The sequence below is a fragment of the Mesorhizobium sp. M0296 genome, assembly GCF_040321675.1.
Taxonomy (GTDB): Bacteria; Pseudomonadota; Alphaproteobacteria; order Rhizobiales; family Rhizobiaceae; genus Mesorhizobium.
The window spans coordinates 72,022-88,685 of sequence record NZ_JAMYRZ010000020.1 but is presented as its reverse complement, the minus strand read 5'-3'; the positions used below and the strand labels follow the sequence as shown (position 1 = coordinate 88,685).

Below are 16,664 nucleotides of genomic sequence, written 5' to 3'. Positions count from 1 at the left end.
CGCGTGGTGCTGCAGTCTTTTCTTCGCCTTCGTCATGTTCTATGTCTGCCGCCGAGCGCGGGGGCGCGTCTTGTCAACAGCAAAACCATCCGGTACGCCCCGCTCATGACAGTTACCGTCCGTTTCGCCCCGTCACCGACCGGCCGCATCCATATCGGCAATGCGCGCACCGCTTTGTTCAATTGGCTGTTTGCCATCAAGAACAAGGGCCGCTTCATCCAACGCTTCGACGACACCGACGTCGCCCGTTCGACGCAGGAGTTTTCCGACGCTATCCTATATGACCTGCATTGGCTGGGCATCTTCCCCGACGCCACGGAGTATCAGTCGCGGCGGGTCGAAATCTATGATGCCGCACTGGAAAGACTGAAGGAGGCGCGCCTCGTCTATGCCTGCTATGAGACACCTGAAGAGCTCGACCTGAGGCGCAAGGTGCGCCGCACGCGTGGCCTGCCGCCAGTCTATGGCCGCGAGGCGCTGACGCTGGCACCCGAGCAGGTGGCGGAATATGAGGCCGATGGCCGGCGGCCGCACTGGCGCTTTCTGCTGCCCAACTTCAGCAGCGATCCGCTGCAGCCGGAGCGCACCGAAATCCACTGGAATGACCTGGTGCGCGGCGAAGAGACCGTCGACCTCGCCTCGCTTTCAGACCCGGTTCTGCGGCGTGAGGACGGCACCTACCTCTATACATTGCCTTCGGTTGTCGACGACATCGACATGGGCGTCAGCCATGTCATTCGCGGCGACGACCACGTCACCAATACCGGCGTCCAGATAGCCCTGTTCCGAGCACTTGGCGCGGAGCCGCCGGTGTTCGGCCACCACAATCTCCTGACAACGGCATCAGGCGAGGGGCTTTCCAAGCGCACCGGCGCGCTGTCCATCCAGAGCCTGCGTGAGAGCGGCATCGAGCCAATGGCGGTCGCTTCGCTGGCGGTGCTCGTCGGTACCTCGGAAAACGTCGTGGCGGTGCCAACGATGGCCGAGCTAGCCGAGCGCTTCGATCCGGCTGCAACATCGAAATCCGCCGCCAAATTCGACCCGGACGAGCTCTTCGTGCTCAACCGCACGCTGCTGCATCACATGCCCTTTTCCGAGGCGCGCGACCGGCTGATCGTGCTCGGCATCTCTGGCGAACAGGCCGAGCCTTTCTGGCTGGCGGTGCGCGGCAATCTCGACAGGCTGGCCGATGCGGCGATCTGGTGGCGTACGCTTCGAGACGGTCCAGAGGAGCCGGCGGAGTTTTCCGACGATGACCGCGACTTTCTTCGCCAGGCGTTCGAACTGCTGCCGGAGGAGCCTTGGAACGGCACCGTCTGGAAAAACTGGACCGGCAAGATCCGAGAGGCGAGCGGCCGTAAGGGCAAGGCGCTGTTCATGCCGCTCAGGCTGGCGCTTACGGGACAGCCTTCGGGTCCGGAGCTTGCAGATCTGTTGCCGCTGCTGGGTCGGGAAGGAACGTTGGCCCGACGACCCTGACCTTGCGCTGTTCTGGCGGGGGCAGGGACGTCGGCGAAGGCACGGGCTTGACGGCAAGGCGTCTGATCGCCTCACGGTCGAGGCCGCCTTGCGCATTGGCCAAGGACTCCGGGTCGGCGCCCGGATCAGGCTTGGCAACCGGCAGCGGCATGAACGGGGTACTCTCTACATTCGACTCAGATTGTTCCCGGGTTGGCGGGTTGCCGGCGATGATCTCGAAATTCTGCGCGGCATTGCAGCCGCAGGCCGGCGGCCGCGGCATGTCGGACTGCTTGTAGAGGTAGGCCGTCGGCAGTTCGATATAAGGCCTGCCGGTCACCGAAGACGTCATGGACGCCGAATCGCCATTCATGCCGCGCGTGTAGAAAACCTGCATTTCGGTGCCGGGGCAGCTCGATTCGCAATTCTTCTGGTCGCGCTCGAAATCGCCCAGTGAGGCGGCATTCGACATCGGGAAGAAATAACCGTCGCAGGTGCGCACGCACATGGTGCGGAATTCGCCTTGGGGCTGGCCCATGTCGGCGTTGTTGAGCATGGTGCGGATGTTGCCCGGCTGGCTTAGCTCTTCGGCCTGGCTGGGCCCTTCAGGCTGGTCGGGCGCGCCCGGTTCACTTGTGTCACTGCCCAAAAGCTGGTCGAGCAGGTTTCGGTGGCCGTTTTCACGGCTGGCTTCGCGGACCGGTGCGGGCGTCGGCGGCGCCGCATCATCGCGGCAGCCATTGGCGTCAAGCAACGTCAATATGCGCGCGCGATCGCGTCGCGAACCACCGCCGGCAAGGTCGGCGCGCTTGGCCTGCAGGGCGTCGAGATTGGCTGCCATGCGATCGATGGTGGCGTCGAGTGCCGCGCATGCGTTGGCGTTGCGGCGAGACAGCGAAAAGCCGCAGCCGGCGCTGCTGGCCTGGCTGACGGCCTTTGAAATCTGCTGGCGTTGCCGGACGATTGCGTCGTCATATTTCCTGAGCAAGGCCGGTTTGCCGCCGCCACCACGAGAAGCGGCGGCAAGATCGGCTTCAAGCTGGCGGCAGAGGCGCGGAGCGGCCTGCGCCTGAGTGACGGCAATGTCGCACAGTAGCAGGGCACCGAGCAGCGCGGCGGCACGCGTCAGCTTCCAACATGCGCCCGTCATCCCTCCGAAACTCCGCCTGCCTGTCGTTCAGAAAGCTACCGCGCTTGCGGTTAACCGTTTGTTTAGCATACCGCCGATTCCAGCTTCAGCCCAAATCGGCGATGGCTTGCGCCAGTGCGCGGCTTCGATCACGACGGTGCTGTCATATCGACCACGCCACACGACATATTCGGACAGAGCCAGAACCGCGACATCCTGGCGTTGCACGAAAAAAGGCGTATTCGCCCAGAAGAATGCCTGCATCCAGCAATGCCCGGAGGCTTGGCATGACCGCGATTACCCGTCGAGCCGCACTGCAATTTGGTCTTTTGTGCCTGGCGATGCCCGTTGCCATGGCGCAGGAAAAGCCCATCACGCCGGATTGGGGCACCAAATTGGTCGAAGCCGCCCGTGAGCAGATCGGCGTCACCACACTCTACGATCCGACCTATACACGCCTGGCCTATCCGGGCGGGGACGTTGAGCCCGAGCGGGGTGTGTGCACGGATGTCGTGATCCGTGCCTATCGCCGCGCCTTCGATGTCGATCTGCAAGAGCTGGTGCATGAGGATATGCGGGCCAATTTTGCCGCCTATCCGAAGGTTTGGGGCTTGAAAGCGCCCGACCGCAACATCGACCACCGCCGTGTGCCCAACCTTGCGGTCTATTTCGAGCGGCGCGGTGCTGCCTTGCCCGTCAGCCAAGACCCGGCCGACTATCGGCCAGGGGATCTCATCGCCCAGATGCTGCCCGGCAATCTGTCGCATATTGCCATCGTGTCGTCCAATCGCTCCACATTGGTACCGACAAGAAGACTGGTCATTCACAATATCGGCGGCGGCGCCAGGGAAGAGGACACTTTGTTTGCCTTCAGGCAGACAGGGCATTTCCGGTTCAGGCCAATCTGAGAAAGCCCGCGGCTACCCCAGATCGACGATGGCTTGCGCCTTGTGCGCGGCTTCCACCACGGCCAGTGCCGTCATGTTGACGACGCCGCGCGACGTGACCGACGGGGTCAATATGTGCGCCGGGCTATCGGTGCCGAGCAGGATCGGGCCGACATGCAGCGCGTCCATCATTGTGCGCAGTGCCGTCAGCGTGATGTTCGCCGAATCGAGATTGGGAAACACCAGCAGATTGGCTTCGCCCTTCAGCCGCGAATGCGGATAGACGCGTTGGCGCAGCTGTTCCGACAGTGCCGAGTCGGCATGCATCTCGCCGTCGCATTGCAGGTCGGGCGCGATGCGCGCCAGGATTGCCGCTGCCTGCCGCATCTTCATGGCGCTTGGCGAATCGCGGGAGCCGAAATCAGAATGCGACAGTAGCGCTGCCTTGGGCTCGATGCCGAAACGCTGAATTTCCTCGGCCGCCAAAACGGTCATTTCCGCAATTTCTTCGGCGGTCGGGTCGACGGAGACATGGGTATCGGTGAGGAAAATGATGCCGTGCTGCGAGATCAGCATGGAAAGCGTCGACAGGTCGCGATCCCTAATGCCGGCGCGTGGCCCGATGATCAGCGTGACGTTGCGCAAATGGCGCTCGAAACGGCCTTCGAGCCCGCAGACCATGGCGTCGGCGTCGCCGCGCTTCAGGGCAAGGGCGGCGATCACCGTATTGTCGGTGCGCACCATAGTGCGCGCGGCTTCCGTCGTCACCCCACGCCGGCCGGCAAGCTCGATCAAAAGGTCGACATAGTGGCGGTAACGCGGATCGTCTTCCGGGTTGATCAGGCCGAAATCGACGCCCGGCTTGATGCGCAGCCCGTAGCGCTTCAGCCGCACCTCGATGACATGCGGGCGGCCGATCAGGATCGGTTCGGCAATGCCTTCCTCGAGCACGACCTGGGCGGCGCGAAGCACGCGCTCGTCCTCGCCGTCGGCATAAATGACGCGCTTGGAGCTCGACGTCTTGGCCATCGAGAATACCGGCTTCATGACCAGGCCGGAGCGGAAGACGAAGCGGTTCAGCTTGTCGATATAGGCGGCGAAATCGGTGATCGGCCGGGTCGCGACGCCGGTCTCGCAGGCTGCCTTAGCGACGGCAGGGGCAATGCGCAGGATCAGCCGCGGATCGAAAGGCGAGGGGATCAGGAACTCCGGACCAAAGATCGGCGTCTCGCCGGAATAGGCACGCGCGGCAACGTCGGACGGCTCTTCGCGGGCAAGCGCTGCAATCGCTCGCACGGCAGCCATTTTCATCTCTTCGTTGATGGCGCTTGCGCCGCAATCCAGCGCGCCACGGAAGATGTAAGGAAAACAGAGTACGTTGTTGACTTGGTTGGGGAAATCGGAGCGGCCCGTGCAGATCATCGCGTCGGGCCGCGCTGCCCGCGCCGCTTCCGGCATGATCTCGGGATTGGGATTGGCCAGCGCCAGGATCAGCGGCTTGGGCGCCATGTGGTGGAGCAATTCCGGCTTCAGCACGCCGGCGGCAGACAGGCCGAGAAACACGTCGGCGCCGGGCAGAACGTCGGCCAGCGTGCGCGCCTCGGTGTCCTTCACATAGGGGTCTTTCCAGCGGTCCATCTCCTCGACGCGGCCCTTATGGGCGACGCCGAACCGGTCGGTGACCCAGATGTTTTCGACCCGCGCGCCGAGCGAGACCAGAAGGTTGAGGCAGGCGAGCGCCGCAGCACCTGCGCCCGACGTGACGATCTTGATGTCCGCGATGGACTTGCCGGCGAATTCCAGCCCGTTGAGCACGGCGGCGGCGACGATGATGGCGGTGCCGTGCTGGTCGTCATGGAAGACCGGTATGCCCATGCGCGCTTTCAACTGCTCCTCGACCTCGAAGCATTCGGGCGCCTTGATGTCTTCCAGGTTGATGCCGCCGAAGGTTGGTTCCAGCGCCGAGATCGTCTCGACCATGCGCTCGATGCCCGGTGCGTCGATCTCGATGTCGAAGACATCGATGCCGGCGAACTTCTTGAACAGCACCGCTTTGCCCTCCATCACCGGCTTGGAGGCGAGCGGACCGATATTGCCGAGGCCCAGCACCGCCGAACCGTTGGTGACAACGCCGACCAGATTGGCGCGGGCTGTATAGTCGGCGGCGGTTGCCGGGTCGTCGCGGATTTCAAGGCAGGGGGCGGCGACCCCCGGCGAATAGGCAAGCGCCAGGTCGCGCTGATTGCCCAGTGGCTTCGTCGCCTGGATTTCCAGCTTTCCGGGACGGGGGTGCTTATGGAAATAGAGCGCTGCTTCGTCGAGGTCGGATCGGGCCGCCTTCTTGCTTTCGCCTGTCATGACGGCCGCCTCCTCAGTTCAGTCCGTTTGATGTTTTGAGTCTCTTAGCATGCAGCCGAGGCTTTTCGAGAGGTGATATGTCGCAAGCGCGAGCTTGCGGCTTGCACCCCCGCCCTCCTGTGCGGTCTGCCATTGAGATGTTGGGGCGATAGGCGGGGTGCTGCGGCGAGGTACGCCGCCCAGTTCGAATGTCTGGTGGCGCTCGTCGCTCAGAGGCCTCGCGGCGAAACAAGTCGACATTGCAGTTCTCCAAAATCCGTGAGATTCTTCGAAAAGTCGCACGAAATAGCGTGCGAACAACAAAGCGCCCCGACGTTTTCGGCGGACATCCAAACGCATCACAGATCGTGCCCCTGATTGTCGGTCGGACTGCTTAACCTGCCAAGGGAGGACGACAATGACTGTACGGCCAGACCCGACTTTCCACGCGACTGCCAAGCTCGCAATGCAGGCGCCAGTCGAAAATTTTGCCTACACTTTGATGTTGAGTCCCGACTTCTCTCAGCCAGATGGACTAGCCATAGTTGACGTAAACCCGAAGTCGAAGGACTACGGCAAGGTCGTCCATAGCGTGATAATGCCGAACAAGGGCGACGAGTTTCACCATTTCGGCTGGAACGCGTGCTCGTCGGCCCTTTCGCCGCTGAATGGTCACCCGTTTCTCGAGCGCCGCTTTCTGATCATTCCCGGTATTCGATCTTCGCGCATTTACGTCATAGACACCAAGGGCGGACCGACCAAGGCCAAGATCCACAAGGTCATCGAGCCAGAAGAGGTGTTTGCCAAGACGGGCTATTCCAGGCCTCATACGATTCACTGCGGTCCGGAAGGTATTTATGTCTCGACGCTTGGGGGCGGTGGCCCTGACGGCACCGACGGACCTCCCGGCATCTTTGTCATGGATTGCCAGACGTTCGACGTCATCGGGCGCTACGAGATCGATCGCGGGCCGCAGGACAAGCAATATGATTTCTGGTGGAACCTGCCACGCGACTACATGGTGTCGAGCGAGTGGGCCCTTCCGCCCCAGTTCGAGCAGGGCATCGTGCCTGAAGACCTCCTGTCGAACAAATATGGACACCGGGTGCATTTCTGGAATTTGCGCGAACGTAGGAACGTGCAGACCATCGATCTGGGCGCCAACCACCAGATGGCGCTGGAAGTCCGCCCCGCCCATGACCCGGTCAAGGAATACGGTTTCCTTGGAGTGGTCGTCGACACGACAAACCTCGAGGGATCGATCTGGACCTGGTGGCGCGAGGGCGGCAAATTCCATTGCGAAAAGACGGCGACCATCCCGCCCGAGGCAGCCGCCAAGGATGACCTGCCGCCGTTGCTTCAGGGCTTCGAGGCGGTGCCGCCGCTAGTAACCGACATCGACCTGTCGCTCGATGACCGATTCCTCTACGTATCCTGCTGGGGCACCGGCGAGATGCGCCAATACGATGTGACCGATCCGATGAAGCCTAAGCTTGCAGGGTCCATCCATATTGGCGGCATCACGCGCAAGACCAAGCATCCCGGCGGCGGCGACTACAGGGGCGGACCGCAGATGGTCGAGATCAGCCGCGACGGCAAACGCGTTTACTGGACCAACTCCCTGTATTCGACTTGGGACGACCAGTTCTATCGCGATGGTATTCCGGCAGCCATGGTCAAGGCCAATGTCGGCGAGAACGGTGGGATCACCCTGGACAAGGACTTTTATGTCGAGTTCCCCGAGGGGTATCGCTCCCACCAGATTCGTCTGGAAGGCGGCGATTGCTCGACGGATTCGTTCTGCTATCCGTCGGTGTAACCGACTGCCCGGGTCAATAAAGCGATGAGCGAGTGGACGACGGCCGGTCTCTGGCTGGCCGTCGTCGCCAGCGGTATTTATCACGGTATCAATCCTGGCATGGGCTGGCCGTTGGCCGTTTCGACCGGACTTTTGGATAGACGTGCCGGCGAATTGTTCCGGGCGCTCGGCCTTTTGGCAATGGGCCACTTTGTGGCGATGATCGGTATCCTGCTGCCCTTCGGCGCGATGCTGACGCTCATCGTCTGGGAACGACAGATTCGCATCGCGGCGGGATTGATTGTGATCGCAGCCGGGATCTATCTCCTGATCAACCGGCGCCACCCGCGTGTTCTTGCCCGTATCCCGCCGGCACAACTGGCCTTGTGGTCCTTCGCGGCCGCCACCGCGCATGGCGCCGGGCTGATGCTGGTGCCGATTTATCTCGGCCTGTGCCAGGCAGGCGATCTCGATGTTGGACACCAGGCGGCTATCACGCTCATGGCAGGTAATCTGATCACCGCCACCGCCGTCTCCGTAGTCCATACGGCCGCGATGATTGTAAGCGGCGGTGTTATCGCCATTGCCGTCTATCGATGGCTCGGACCCAAGTTCATCTCACAAAGCTGGTTCAATCTCGACACTGTGTGGGCCGTGAGCCTGATCCTGGTGGGGGGAATTGGGATCGCGAGTATCGGATTCGCTCGGTAGGTTGCATGCATTGGCAAAGGAATTCTCCCTTCTCCGGATGTCAGGAAAGATCAGATCGCATCATGCGGCGCTCGCAACCCAACAACCGCAAAGGGTCGTTCTTCCGCCGTCCAGAGGGTAACCAAGCCTTGGATTCTGCCACTAAAACGCGCTGACGTAGAGGCCGCCGTCGACCGGTATGTTCTGCCCGGTCAGGTAACCGGCATGAACCGAGCACAGGAAGGCGCAGATCTGGCCGAATTCCTCCGGTGTACCGAGCCGTTTGGCCGGAACGTTGGCTGCTGCTTGCGCTTTGCGCGCGGCGGCGGCGGCCGGATCTTCGGGCGTGCCGGCCTCGTGCGGGCCGCGCAGCCGGTCGGTATCGAGTTTTCCCGGCAGCATGTTGTTGATCGTCACATTGCGGTCGATCACCGTGCGCGCGACGCCGGCGAGGAACGAAGTGAGGCCGGCGCGGGCGCCGGACGACAGGTCGAGGCCGGGGATAGGCACATAGACCGACAGCGAGGTGATGTTGACGATGCGGCCGAAGCCGCGCGCCGCCATGCCGTCGATCACGGCCTGAACCAGTTCGACAGGGGTCACCATGTTCTGGGTGACGCCCTCGAGGATCTTTTCGCGGTCGAGCGCGCGGAAATCGCGAAACGGCGGACCGCCATTGTTGTTGACGAGGATGTCGGGATCGGGGCAGGCGGCAAGCAGCGCCTTCTGGACATCGGGCTTGGATACGTCGCCGACGATCTCGGTCACCTTGACGCCGAATTTCTCGCGCAGTTCAGCGGCGGTTTTGGCCAGCACGTCGGCGTTGCGGCCATTGACCACCAGATCGCAGCCTGCCTCCGCCAGTGCCATGGCGCAGCCGCGTCCCAAGCCTTTGCTCGAAGCGCAGACGATGGCCTTCTTGCCGCGAATGCCGAGATCCATGGTGATTTTCTCCTCTGATTGCCGCGGCAACCTATCCGGATGGCTGGACCAATCGCAACCGTCATACGGTTGTTGCATGAATCGGAGCATAGGCTCAGGCGAAAGCAACGGTGACAAATGATGTCCGGCGCAGAGCCTCGCACTTTCCGCAGCATGTTCATCTCCGACGTCCATCTCGGATCGAAGGCGGCGAAGGCCGAATTCCTGATCGATTTCCTGCGCCATCACGATGCCGATATCATCTATCTCGTCGGCGACATCGTCGACGGCTGGCGCCTGAGACGAAGCTGGCATTGGCCGCAAAGCCATAACGACGTGATCCAGAAATTGCTGCGCAAGGCGCGCAAGGGCGCCAGCATCACCTACATCGCCGGCAACCATGACGAGTTCGCGCGACAGTTCCAGGGCGTTCATTTCGGCGGCATTGTCGTCGCCGACCGCGCCATCCACGAGACCGCCGACGGCAAACGCCTTCTTGTCATCCATGGCGACCAGTTCGACACCGTCGTCCATAATGCGCGCTGGCTGGCCTATCTCGGCGACTATGCCTACGACGCGGCGATGCTGCTCAACCGCGTCATCACACGTCTGCGCCAGGTGCTCGGCCTGCCTTACTGGTCGTTCTCGTCCTGGGCCAAGGTCAAGGTCAAGAAGGCGGTGAATTTCATCGGCTCGTTCCAGACCGTGCTGACCGAGGAGGCGCGCCGCTCGCATGTCGACGGCGTGATCTGCGGGCACATCCACCATGCCGCGATCGAAAGCTATGAGGACGTGCAATACATCAACACGGGCGACTGGGTGGAGAGCTGCACGGCGGTGGTCGAGCATTTTGACGGCAGGATGGAGATCCTGCACTGGGCGCATGTCCTGCCGGAGACTCCGGTCGGCAGCGAGGTGCTCGTGCCGATCGACATCAAGGGCAGGGCAGTCCAGGCGGCTTGACCAAATCCGGCCGCATCTCGCTTCAATCGGTTAGTCCAGCGGTTTCATCGACTTTTTCGCCGTGTTAAGCAGCGGCAGGTGTGGCGGGCCGACCCGGCTGAATGCCGTGCCGACGGATCGCCTGTCAATGTCCTCGCTGCCGCCGCTTTCGCCCGAACAGCTCGTCAAGCCACGCCATTTCGAACTGCGCATGAGCTTGATCTTCTTTACGCTCTTCGTTCCGCTCGGGACGCATGTGCCGTATTTCCCGCTGTGGCTGCAGGCGAAGGGGTTCCATGCCGAACAGATAGCCGTGATCCTCGCCGCGCCGATGTTCCTGCGCGTGGCGACGACGCCTTTTCTTACTGCGCTGGCAGACAAAGCGAGCGACCGCGCCAATGTCTATGTTGCGCTGGTCGCCGCATCGCTGATCCTGTCCGCCGGCTACCTCCTGCCGCCGACCTACGCAACGGTACTTGCCGTGTCGCTGGCCCTGACGGTCGTCTGGACGCCGCATTCGCCGATTGCCGATTCGCTCGCCCTTTCAGGTGTTCGCCGCTTCGGCTCGAATTACGCAAGCATGCGCAAATGGGGCTCGATCTCCTATCTCTGTGCCAATCTCGCCGGCGGTTTCATCCTGTCGGCGAGCGGTGCCCAGGCTGTCCCGGTGATCATCTTCGCGGCGCTGTGTGCCGCGCTAGCCGCCGGACTGATTGCGCCGCGCCTTGGCCGTCCACGCCGCGCCTCGCCGCTTTCGGCCGCCGATATCCAGCAATCGGCACCGAAACTCCTCAACCGGTACTTCCTCTATTTTTCGACAGGCGTCGGCGTCATCACCGCCAGCCACGCATTTCTCTACGGTTTCGTGTCGATCTACTGGAAGTCGATCGGCATCAGCGATTCGGTTGTCGGGCTTCTGTGGGGGTGGGGCGTCGTCGCCGAGATATGCATGTTCGTCGTTTTCACCCGCGCTTTCGCCTCCTTCTCGGTCGTCTCGATCATGCTGATTGCCGGGATCGGCGCGATCGTGCGCTGGTTCGCCTTTCCGCTGATCTGGCCGCTTGGGCTTGGCGTTGGCGGGTTTTTCGCGATCCAGACGCTGCACGCGGTTTCGGTGGCGCTGGTGCTGATCGGCCTGCAAAAGATGATCGGTGAGACGGTCGCGGAAGAACGCACCGGGGCGGCGCAAGGCATCGCCTACTTCTCCAATGGCTTCTTCATGGCGGCGGCGACGCTGATTTCCGGTCCTCTTTACGACCGCTTCGGCGCGAATGGCTTCTTTGCGATGATCCCGATCGCCCTGACGGGCCTGGCTCTGATCGGGCTTGCCGCGCGTTCAGCCCCACAGCGCCCGCTCGGGCGGTGACACCAGCGAACCTTGGTAGACGAGACCGGGAACGCGGTCGCGGGCCAGCAGCAGCGGACCGTCGAGATCGACGAAATCGGCATCCTGCGCCAACAGCACGGCCGGCGCCATCGCAAGCGATGTGCCGACCATACAGCCGACCATGACACCAAGAGCCAGTTCGCGGGCGCGGTCGCGAAGCACGAGTGCAGCGGTCAGGCCACCCGATTTGTCGAGCTTGATGTTGACGGCGTCGTAAAGGCCGACAAGTGCTTCAAGGTCCTTGGCCTCGTGCACGCTTTCGTCGGCACAGATCGGTACCGGATGCGCGATGTGGCGAAGAATACTGTCATGTCCCGCCGGCAGCGGCTGTTCGATCAAGGCGATACCGTGCTCGGCGGCAAAGGCGAGGTTTGCGACGATGTTGTCGTTATTCCAGCCCTCGTTGGCGTCGAGAATGATTCGGCTGTCGGGTGCTGCCGCCGTCACTGCACGGATGCGCGCGATGTCGTTGTCGCCGCCGATCTTGACCTTGAGTAGCGGGCGCTGGGCGTTGGCGCGGGCCTGCGCCGCCATCGCCTCCGGCTCGGCGAGCGACAATGTATACGCAGTCTCGAGCGGTCGTAACGGAACGGTTCGTATCGTATGCGCCACCGGTGTTCCGCTGATCTTCGCTTCCAGGTCCCAGAGCGCGCAATCGATGGCGTTGCGTGCCGCGCCGGCAGGCATGGCATCGAGCAGGGCGATGCGGCTGATGCCGTGCGCGATCTCGCTGCGCATCGCCTCGATCGCGTCGCGCACACCCTCCATGGTTTCGCCATAGCGCTTGTAAGGGACGCATTCGCCGCGTCCTGTACGGCCGTTTTCGGTGATAGCGCAGGAAATCACCTCCGCTTCGGTCTTCGAGCCGCGCGAAATGGTAAAGGTCCCGGCTATCGGAAAGCGCTCGGCCTCGACCGAAATGACACGCGCCATATTTTTCTGCTCCGGCTGTGCAACAAGGAGGATGTCGGCAAATCGACAGGTCGGCCCCGTCAGGCTAAACAGGACGCCATGTTGACCATCCGCAAACGCGACGCAAGCGGCCCTGCCAAGGAGCCCGACCACCAGCCGCGCATCGCGATCGGCGAGGAGGGCGACGTTCTCGGCTGCGCTTTCTCGGGAACCTGGACGACACGTACCGTGGCGCTGGTCGATGCCGAGATGCGCAAGATCGAGAAGCGCGGCGGCTTCAAGACGCTGGCGCTCGACCTTTCACAAATCGAGAAGATGGACACTGCCGGGGCGTGGCTGATCGACCGCCTGGTCAGCAGCTTCGAAAAAAAGGGCGTCGAGATCACGATGCAGGGGCAGAGCGAGATCGCCTCGATCCTGCTTGGCGCCGTCGGGGACGCCGTTCGTCGCGAGCCCGAATCAGGTCCGGCAAAGCCGCCCAACTTCATCATTCGCGGGCTCGAGGCGGTAGGTCGGCGCGTTTATGAGATGCGCGACGATTTCCTGGCCGCAATGAATATCCTCGGCGCCACGATACGCGGCTCTCAGATGAAGCTTGGCCGCGGCCATGCCGTCAACATGGCGGCGATCTTCAACCAGATCGATCGCATGGGTGTCGGCGCCATACCGGTGGTCGTGCTGATGTCGGCCATCGTCGGTGCGATCGTCGCCCAGCAAGGCGCCTATCAGCTCAGTTATTTCGGCGCCGACATCTTCGTCGTCGACCTGGTCGGCGTGCTGATCCTGCGCGAGCTCGGCGTTTTGATGACGGCGATCATGATCGCCGGCCGCTCCGGCAGTGCGATCACCGCCGAGATCGGCTCGATGAAGATGCGCGAGGAGGTCGATGCGCTGAAGGTGATCGGCCTTAATCCAATCGGCGTGCTGGTGTTTCCGCGGCTCGTCGCGCTGGTCGTCGCGTTGCCTTGCCTGACGATCATCGCCAACTTTGCCGCACTGGGCGGCGGCATTTTGGCTGCATGGCTCTACTCCGATATTGCACCGGCAGCGTTCATCGACCGGCTGCGTGTCGCAATCGACCTCAGCACCATCTTTGCCGGCCTGATCAAGGCGCCGTTCATGGCCATGATCATCGGCATAATTGCCTCGGTCGAGGGCATGAAGGTTGGCGGCAGCGCCGAATCGCTTGGCCAGCATGTGACCGCCTCAGTGGTGAAGTCGATCTTCGTGGTTATTATCCTCGACGGGCTTTTCGCCATGTTCTATGCAGCGATCGAGTTCTGACATGGCGCTGCCGGGCACAAACACGACCAAGGTGGCGGCGAAGGCCAAAGAAGACGAGATCGTGCTGTCGGCGCACGACATCACGGTGTCGTTCGCCGACCAGGTTGTTCTCGACAAATTGTCGCTCGATATCTGGCGCGGGGAGATTCTCGGCTTCGTCGGTGCCTCGGGTGCCGGCAAATCTGTTCTCTTGCGCACCATCCTTGGCTTGACGCGCAAGCAATCGGGAACAATCAAACTGTTCGGCGTCGACGTCGAGAAGGCAACCGAAAGGGAGCGCCTTCGCATCGACATGCGGCTTGGCGTGCTGTTCCAGCATGGCGCCCTTTTTTCGGCGCTGACGGTCCTCGAAAACGTTCAGGTGCCGATGCGCGAATATCTCGATTTGCCGAAGAAGCTGATGGACGAACTTGCCATGCTCAAGGTCGAGCTGGTCGGATTGCCGCCGGATGCGGCGCAGAAATTCCCCTCCGAGCTCTCGGGCGGCATGATCAAGCGTGCTGCGCTGGCGCGCGCCCTGGCACTCGACCCGGACATCGTTTTTCTCGACGAACCGACGTCCGGGCTCGATCCGATCAGCGCGGCTGAGTTCGACGAATTGGTCGTCAAGCTGCGCGATACGATGGATTTGACCGTGTATATGGTCACGCACGATCTCGACACGCTGTTTACGGCGTGCGACCGCGTGGCGGTGCTTGGCAAAAAGAAAGTGCTGGTCGAGGGCACGATCGACGACATGCTCAGGAGCGAGGAACCCTGGGTAAAATCCTATTTCCGCGGAAAACGCGCCCGGCAACTTGATCTTGCGGCGCGCGCATAGCCATAAGTGAGCAATGGAAACCAGGGCCAACTACGTCATTGTCGGCATTTTCACGCTGGCCGCGATCCTCGCGGCTTTCGCTTTCGTCTATTGGACGGCGGCAATCGGCGAAAAGGGTGAGACGACGGTGCTGCGCGTGCGCATTCCAGGCTCCGCTTCGGGGCTCGGCCGTGGCAGTTTCGTGCTGTTCAATGGCGTCAAAGTCGGCGACGTGCGCCGTGTCTATATCGACGTCGACAATCCGACCGCTGCTATCGCCGACACCGAAATAGACCGGAATACACCTATCACCAAGTCGACGCAGGCCGATATCGGGCTTGCCGGCCTCACCGGCCAGGCCAACATCGAGCTCAAGGGCGCCGACCCCAAGGAGCCAAAACTTCTCGACGAGGCGGAAAAGGAAGGCCGTGTCGCCGAGATCGTCGCCAATCCGTCGGCGGTCACCAACCTGCTGCAGACGGCGCAGAACATCTTCACCCGCGCCGACAAGGTTCTTTCGGAGCTCGAAGGCTTCACCAAGGATGTTCGCGGGCCGCTGACGCAGACCGTCAACAATGTCCAGACCTTCTCCGATGCACTGGCCAGGAATGCGGACGGCGTCGACAAGTTCCTGGCTAGCGTCAGCTCGCTGGCGGACGAACTGAAGGGTGTTTCGGGCAAGCTCGACGGCACCCTGAAGGCGGCGGAAGGGCTACTCAACGCCGTCGACAAGGACCAGATCAAGAGCATCGTCGCCAATGTCGACACAGTCACTTCCAACCTGAAGGAAACCAGCAAGCAGTTCGACACGGTCATCAAGAACGTGGACACCGCGGTCGGCTCGATCAACGACTTCGCCCAGAAGACGCAAGGCACGCTGGCCAAGGTCGACGGCGTTCTCGACGGCATCGATCCGGCTGAGGTTCGCACCGCGCTGGCCAATATCCAGAAGGCCAGCGAAAACGCCAACGAGGCTGCCGCCGACATCGCCAAGGTGACCAACAAGTTCGCAAACCGAGCCGACGACATCGATGAAACCATCAAAGACGCGCACCAGCTCGCAGGACGCCTCAACGATGCCTCGGTGCGAGTCGACGGTATCCTTGCCAAGGTCGACAAACTGCTCGGCTCCGGTCAGGCCGACGGCGTCATGGCCGATGCGAGGGCGACGCTCAAATCGTTCAAGCAGGTCGCCGACACGCTGAACGCCCGCCTCGGCACCATCACCGACAATCTGGCGCGGTTCTCGGGACAGGGGCTGCAAAACGTCGAATCGCTGGTCCAGGACAGCCGTCGTTCGATCAACCGCATCGAAGAGGCGGTGACCGACCTCAGCCGCAATCCACAGCGGATCCTGTCCGGCGGCGAGGGTGAGGTCCGGCAGTTCGACGGCAGGGTGCGCCGTTGACTTCGGCCTGCGCCCACCGCAAGAACATAGCTGGCAGATGCGCATTGTTTCCACGATCCGGGGGGGATCGCGTTTGAAGTCGATCAGTTCAGGCAGCGTCAGATCGAGTGGGTTCAAGGCCGGAGTGGCACTGCTGGCGCTTTCGCTCGCCGGCTGCGCGGCGCTGGGCGGCAAGCCGGCGCCGCTGGATACGTTCGAGCTTTCGGCGCCGTCGCTGGAAGCGCGTGCCCACAGCCGTCGCCAGATCCTCATCGCCCAGCCATCGGCGCTCAAGGCGCTGGACAGCCAGAACATCGTCATTAAGCCATCGCCGCGATCGATCCAGTATCTCAAGGGCGCGCAATGGGCCGACCGGCTGCCGATGATCGTACAGGCGCGGCTGGCAGAGACGTTCCAGCGCTCGGGCAGCTTCACCGGCGTTGGCAAGCCAGGCGAGGGGCTGGCGATCGACTATCAGGTGATCGTCGAGATCCGCTCGTTCGAGGTGCGTGTCGACGGCGGCGAACATGCCGAGGTCGAGCTGTTCGTGCGCCTGTTGAACGATCGCAACGGTGAAGTGCGGGCGTCGAAGACGTTTAGCGCCATCGCGCCCGTTTCGGGCAATGGCAACCAGGCCTATGTCGGCGCGCTCGATGCCGCGTTCGGCGATGCGGCAGGGCAAATCGTCCGCTGGACGGACACCGTGATCTGACACAGCCGGAACTGCCGGCAC

15 protein-coding genes are annotated in these 16,664 nt (G+C 62.3%); 10 read left to right on the top strand and 5 right to left on the bottom strand.

Annotation, left to right across the window (positions count from 1 at the left end; genetic code table 11):
• Nucleotides 1–105: 105 nt before the first annotated feature.
• Entirely contained in the window at nt 106–1,479 is a 1,374-nt protein-coding gene (gene gltX, locus NKI97_RS19900) for a glutamate--tRNA ligase (RefSeq protein WP_352836123.1), read from the top strand.
• Here gltX and NKI97_RS19895 read toward each other — a convergent pair.
• Nucleotides 1,397–2,608, bottom strand: a complete 1,212-nt coding sequence (locus NKI97_RS19895; RefSeq protein WP_352836120.1) for a DUF2865 domain-containing protein — start codon at nt 2,606–2,608, stop codon at nt 1,397–1,399. The genes gltX and NKI97_RS19895 overlap by 83 nt on opposite strands.
• A 27-nt stretch (nt 2,609–2,635) precedes the next feature.
• The gene (locus NKI97_RS19890) at nt 2,636–2,851 is read right to left on the bottom strand and encodes a hypothetical protein (RefSeq protein WP_352448721.1); all 216 of its coding nucleotides are present in this window, start codon (nt 2,849–2,851) and stop codon (nt 2,636–2,638) included.
• A gap of 23 nt (nt 2,852–2,874) precedes the next feature.
• Here NKI97_RS19890 and NKI97_RS19885 point away from each other — a divergent pair, with 23 nt between their 5' ends.
• Nucleotides 2,875–3,495, top strand: coding sequence for a DUF1287 domain-containing protein (locus NKI97_RS19885; RefSeq protein WP_352742590.1), 621 nt, complete (start codon nt 2,875–2,877; stop codon nt 3,493–3,495).
• 12 nt (nt 3,496–3,507) lie between these two features.
• Here NKI97_RS19885 and NKI97_RS19880 read toward each other — a convergent pair whose 3' ends face one another.
• A complete protein-coding gene (locus NKI97_RS19880; protein ID WP_352836118.1) occupies nt 3,508–5,832 on the bottom strand; it encodes an NADP-dependent malic enzyme in 2,325 nt (774 codons plus the stop codon).
• Between the two features lie 397 nt (nt 5,833–6,229).
• Between NKI97_RS19880 and NKI97_RS19875 the strand changes: the two genes are divergently transcribed.
• Together NKI97_RS19875 and NKI97_RS19870 are read left to right on the top strand one after the other, a co-directional pair.
• Complete coding sequence (locus NKI97_RS19875) at nt 6,230–7,630, top strand: selenium-binding protein SBP56-related protein (protein ID WP_352750196.1); 1,401 nt, start codon at nt 6,230–6,232, stop codon at nt 7,628–7,630.
• Between the two features lie 24 nt (nt 7,631–7,654).
• Entirely contained in the window at nt 7,655–8,320 is a 666-nt protein-coding gene (locus tag NKI97_RS19870) for a hypothetical protein (protein ID WP_352448725.1), read from the top strand.
• A gap of 141 nt (nt 8,321–8,461) precedes the next feature.
• On the opposite strand, the gene NKI97_RS19865 is transcribed toward NKI97_RS19870, so the two are convergent.
• On the bottom strand, nt 8,462–9,241 hold the full coding sequence (locus NKI97_RS19865; protein WP_352448726.1) for an SDR family oxidoreductase: 780 nt from the start codon (nt 9,239–9,241) through the stop codon (nt 8,462–8,464).
• Nucleotides 9,242–9,361: 120 nt separating this feature from the next.
• On the opposite strand from NKI97_RS19865, the gene NKI97_RS19860 reads away from it, so the two are divergent.
• The gene (locus tag NKI97_RS19860) at nt 9,362–10,183 is read left to right on the top strand and encodes a UDP-2,3-diacylglucosamine diphosphatase (protein ID WP_352502515.1); all 822 of its coding nucleotides are present in this window, start codon (nt 9,362–9,364) and stop codon (nt 10,181–10,183) included.
• Between the two features lie 127 nt (nt 10,184–10,310).
• Nucleotides 10,311–11,528: an MFS transporter gene (locus NKI97_RS19855; protein WP_352540619.1), complete on the top strand. Its 1,218-nt coding sequence runs from the start codon at nt 10,311–10,313 to the stop codon at nt 11,526–11,528.
• Here the strand turns inward: NKI97_RS19855 and dgcA are convergent.
• A complete protein-coding gene (gene dgcA, locus NKI97_RS19850) occupies nt 11,499–12,482 on the bottom strand; it encodes an N-acetyl-D-Glu racemase DgcA (protein ID WP_352502484.1) in 984 nt (327 codons plus the stop codon). The genes NKI97_RS19855 and dgcA overlap by 30 nt on opposite strands.
• Nucleotides 12,483–12,560: 78 nt before the next feature.
• Between dgcA and NKI97_RS19845 the strand changes: the two genes are divergently transcribed.
• Genes NKI97_RS19845 through NKI97_RS19830 form a run of 4 tightly spaced genes read left to right on the top strand, consistent with a single transcriptional unit; the run spans nt 12,561 to nt 16,643 of the window.
• Nucleotides 12,561–13,745, top strand: coding sequence for an ABC transporter permease (locus NKI97_RS19845; protein ID WP_352540617.1), 1,185 nt, complete (start codon nt 12,561–12,563; stop codon nt 13,743–13,745).
• A 1-nt stretch (nt 13,746) separates the two neighbouring features.
• Nucleotides 13,747–14,565, top strand: a complete 819-nt coding sequence (locus NKI97_RS19840) for an ABC transporter ATP-binding protein (RefSeq protein WP_352471729.1) — start codon at nt 13,747–13,749, stop codon at nt 14,563–14,565.
• A gap of 13 nt (nt 14,566–14,578) precedes the next feature.
• Complete coding sequence (locus NKI97_RS19835; RefSeq protein WP_352540616.1) at nt 14,579–15,952, top strand: MlaD family protein; 1,374 nt, start codon at nt 14,579–14,581, stop codon at nt 15,950–15,952.
• A gap of 37 nt (nt 15,953–15,989) precedes the next feature.
• A complete protein-coding gene (locus tag NKI97_RS19830; RefSeq protein ID WP_352742602.1) occupies nt 15,990–16,643 on the top strand; it encodes an ABC-type transport auxiliary lipoprotein family protein in 654 nt (217 codons plus the stop codon).
• The last annotated feature ends 21 nt before the right edge of the window (nt 16,644–16,664 follow it).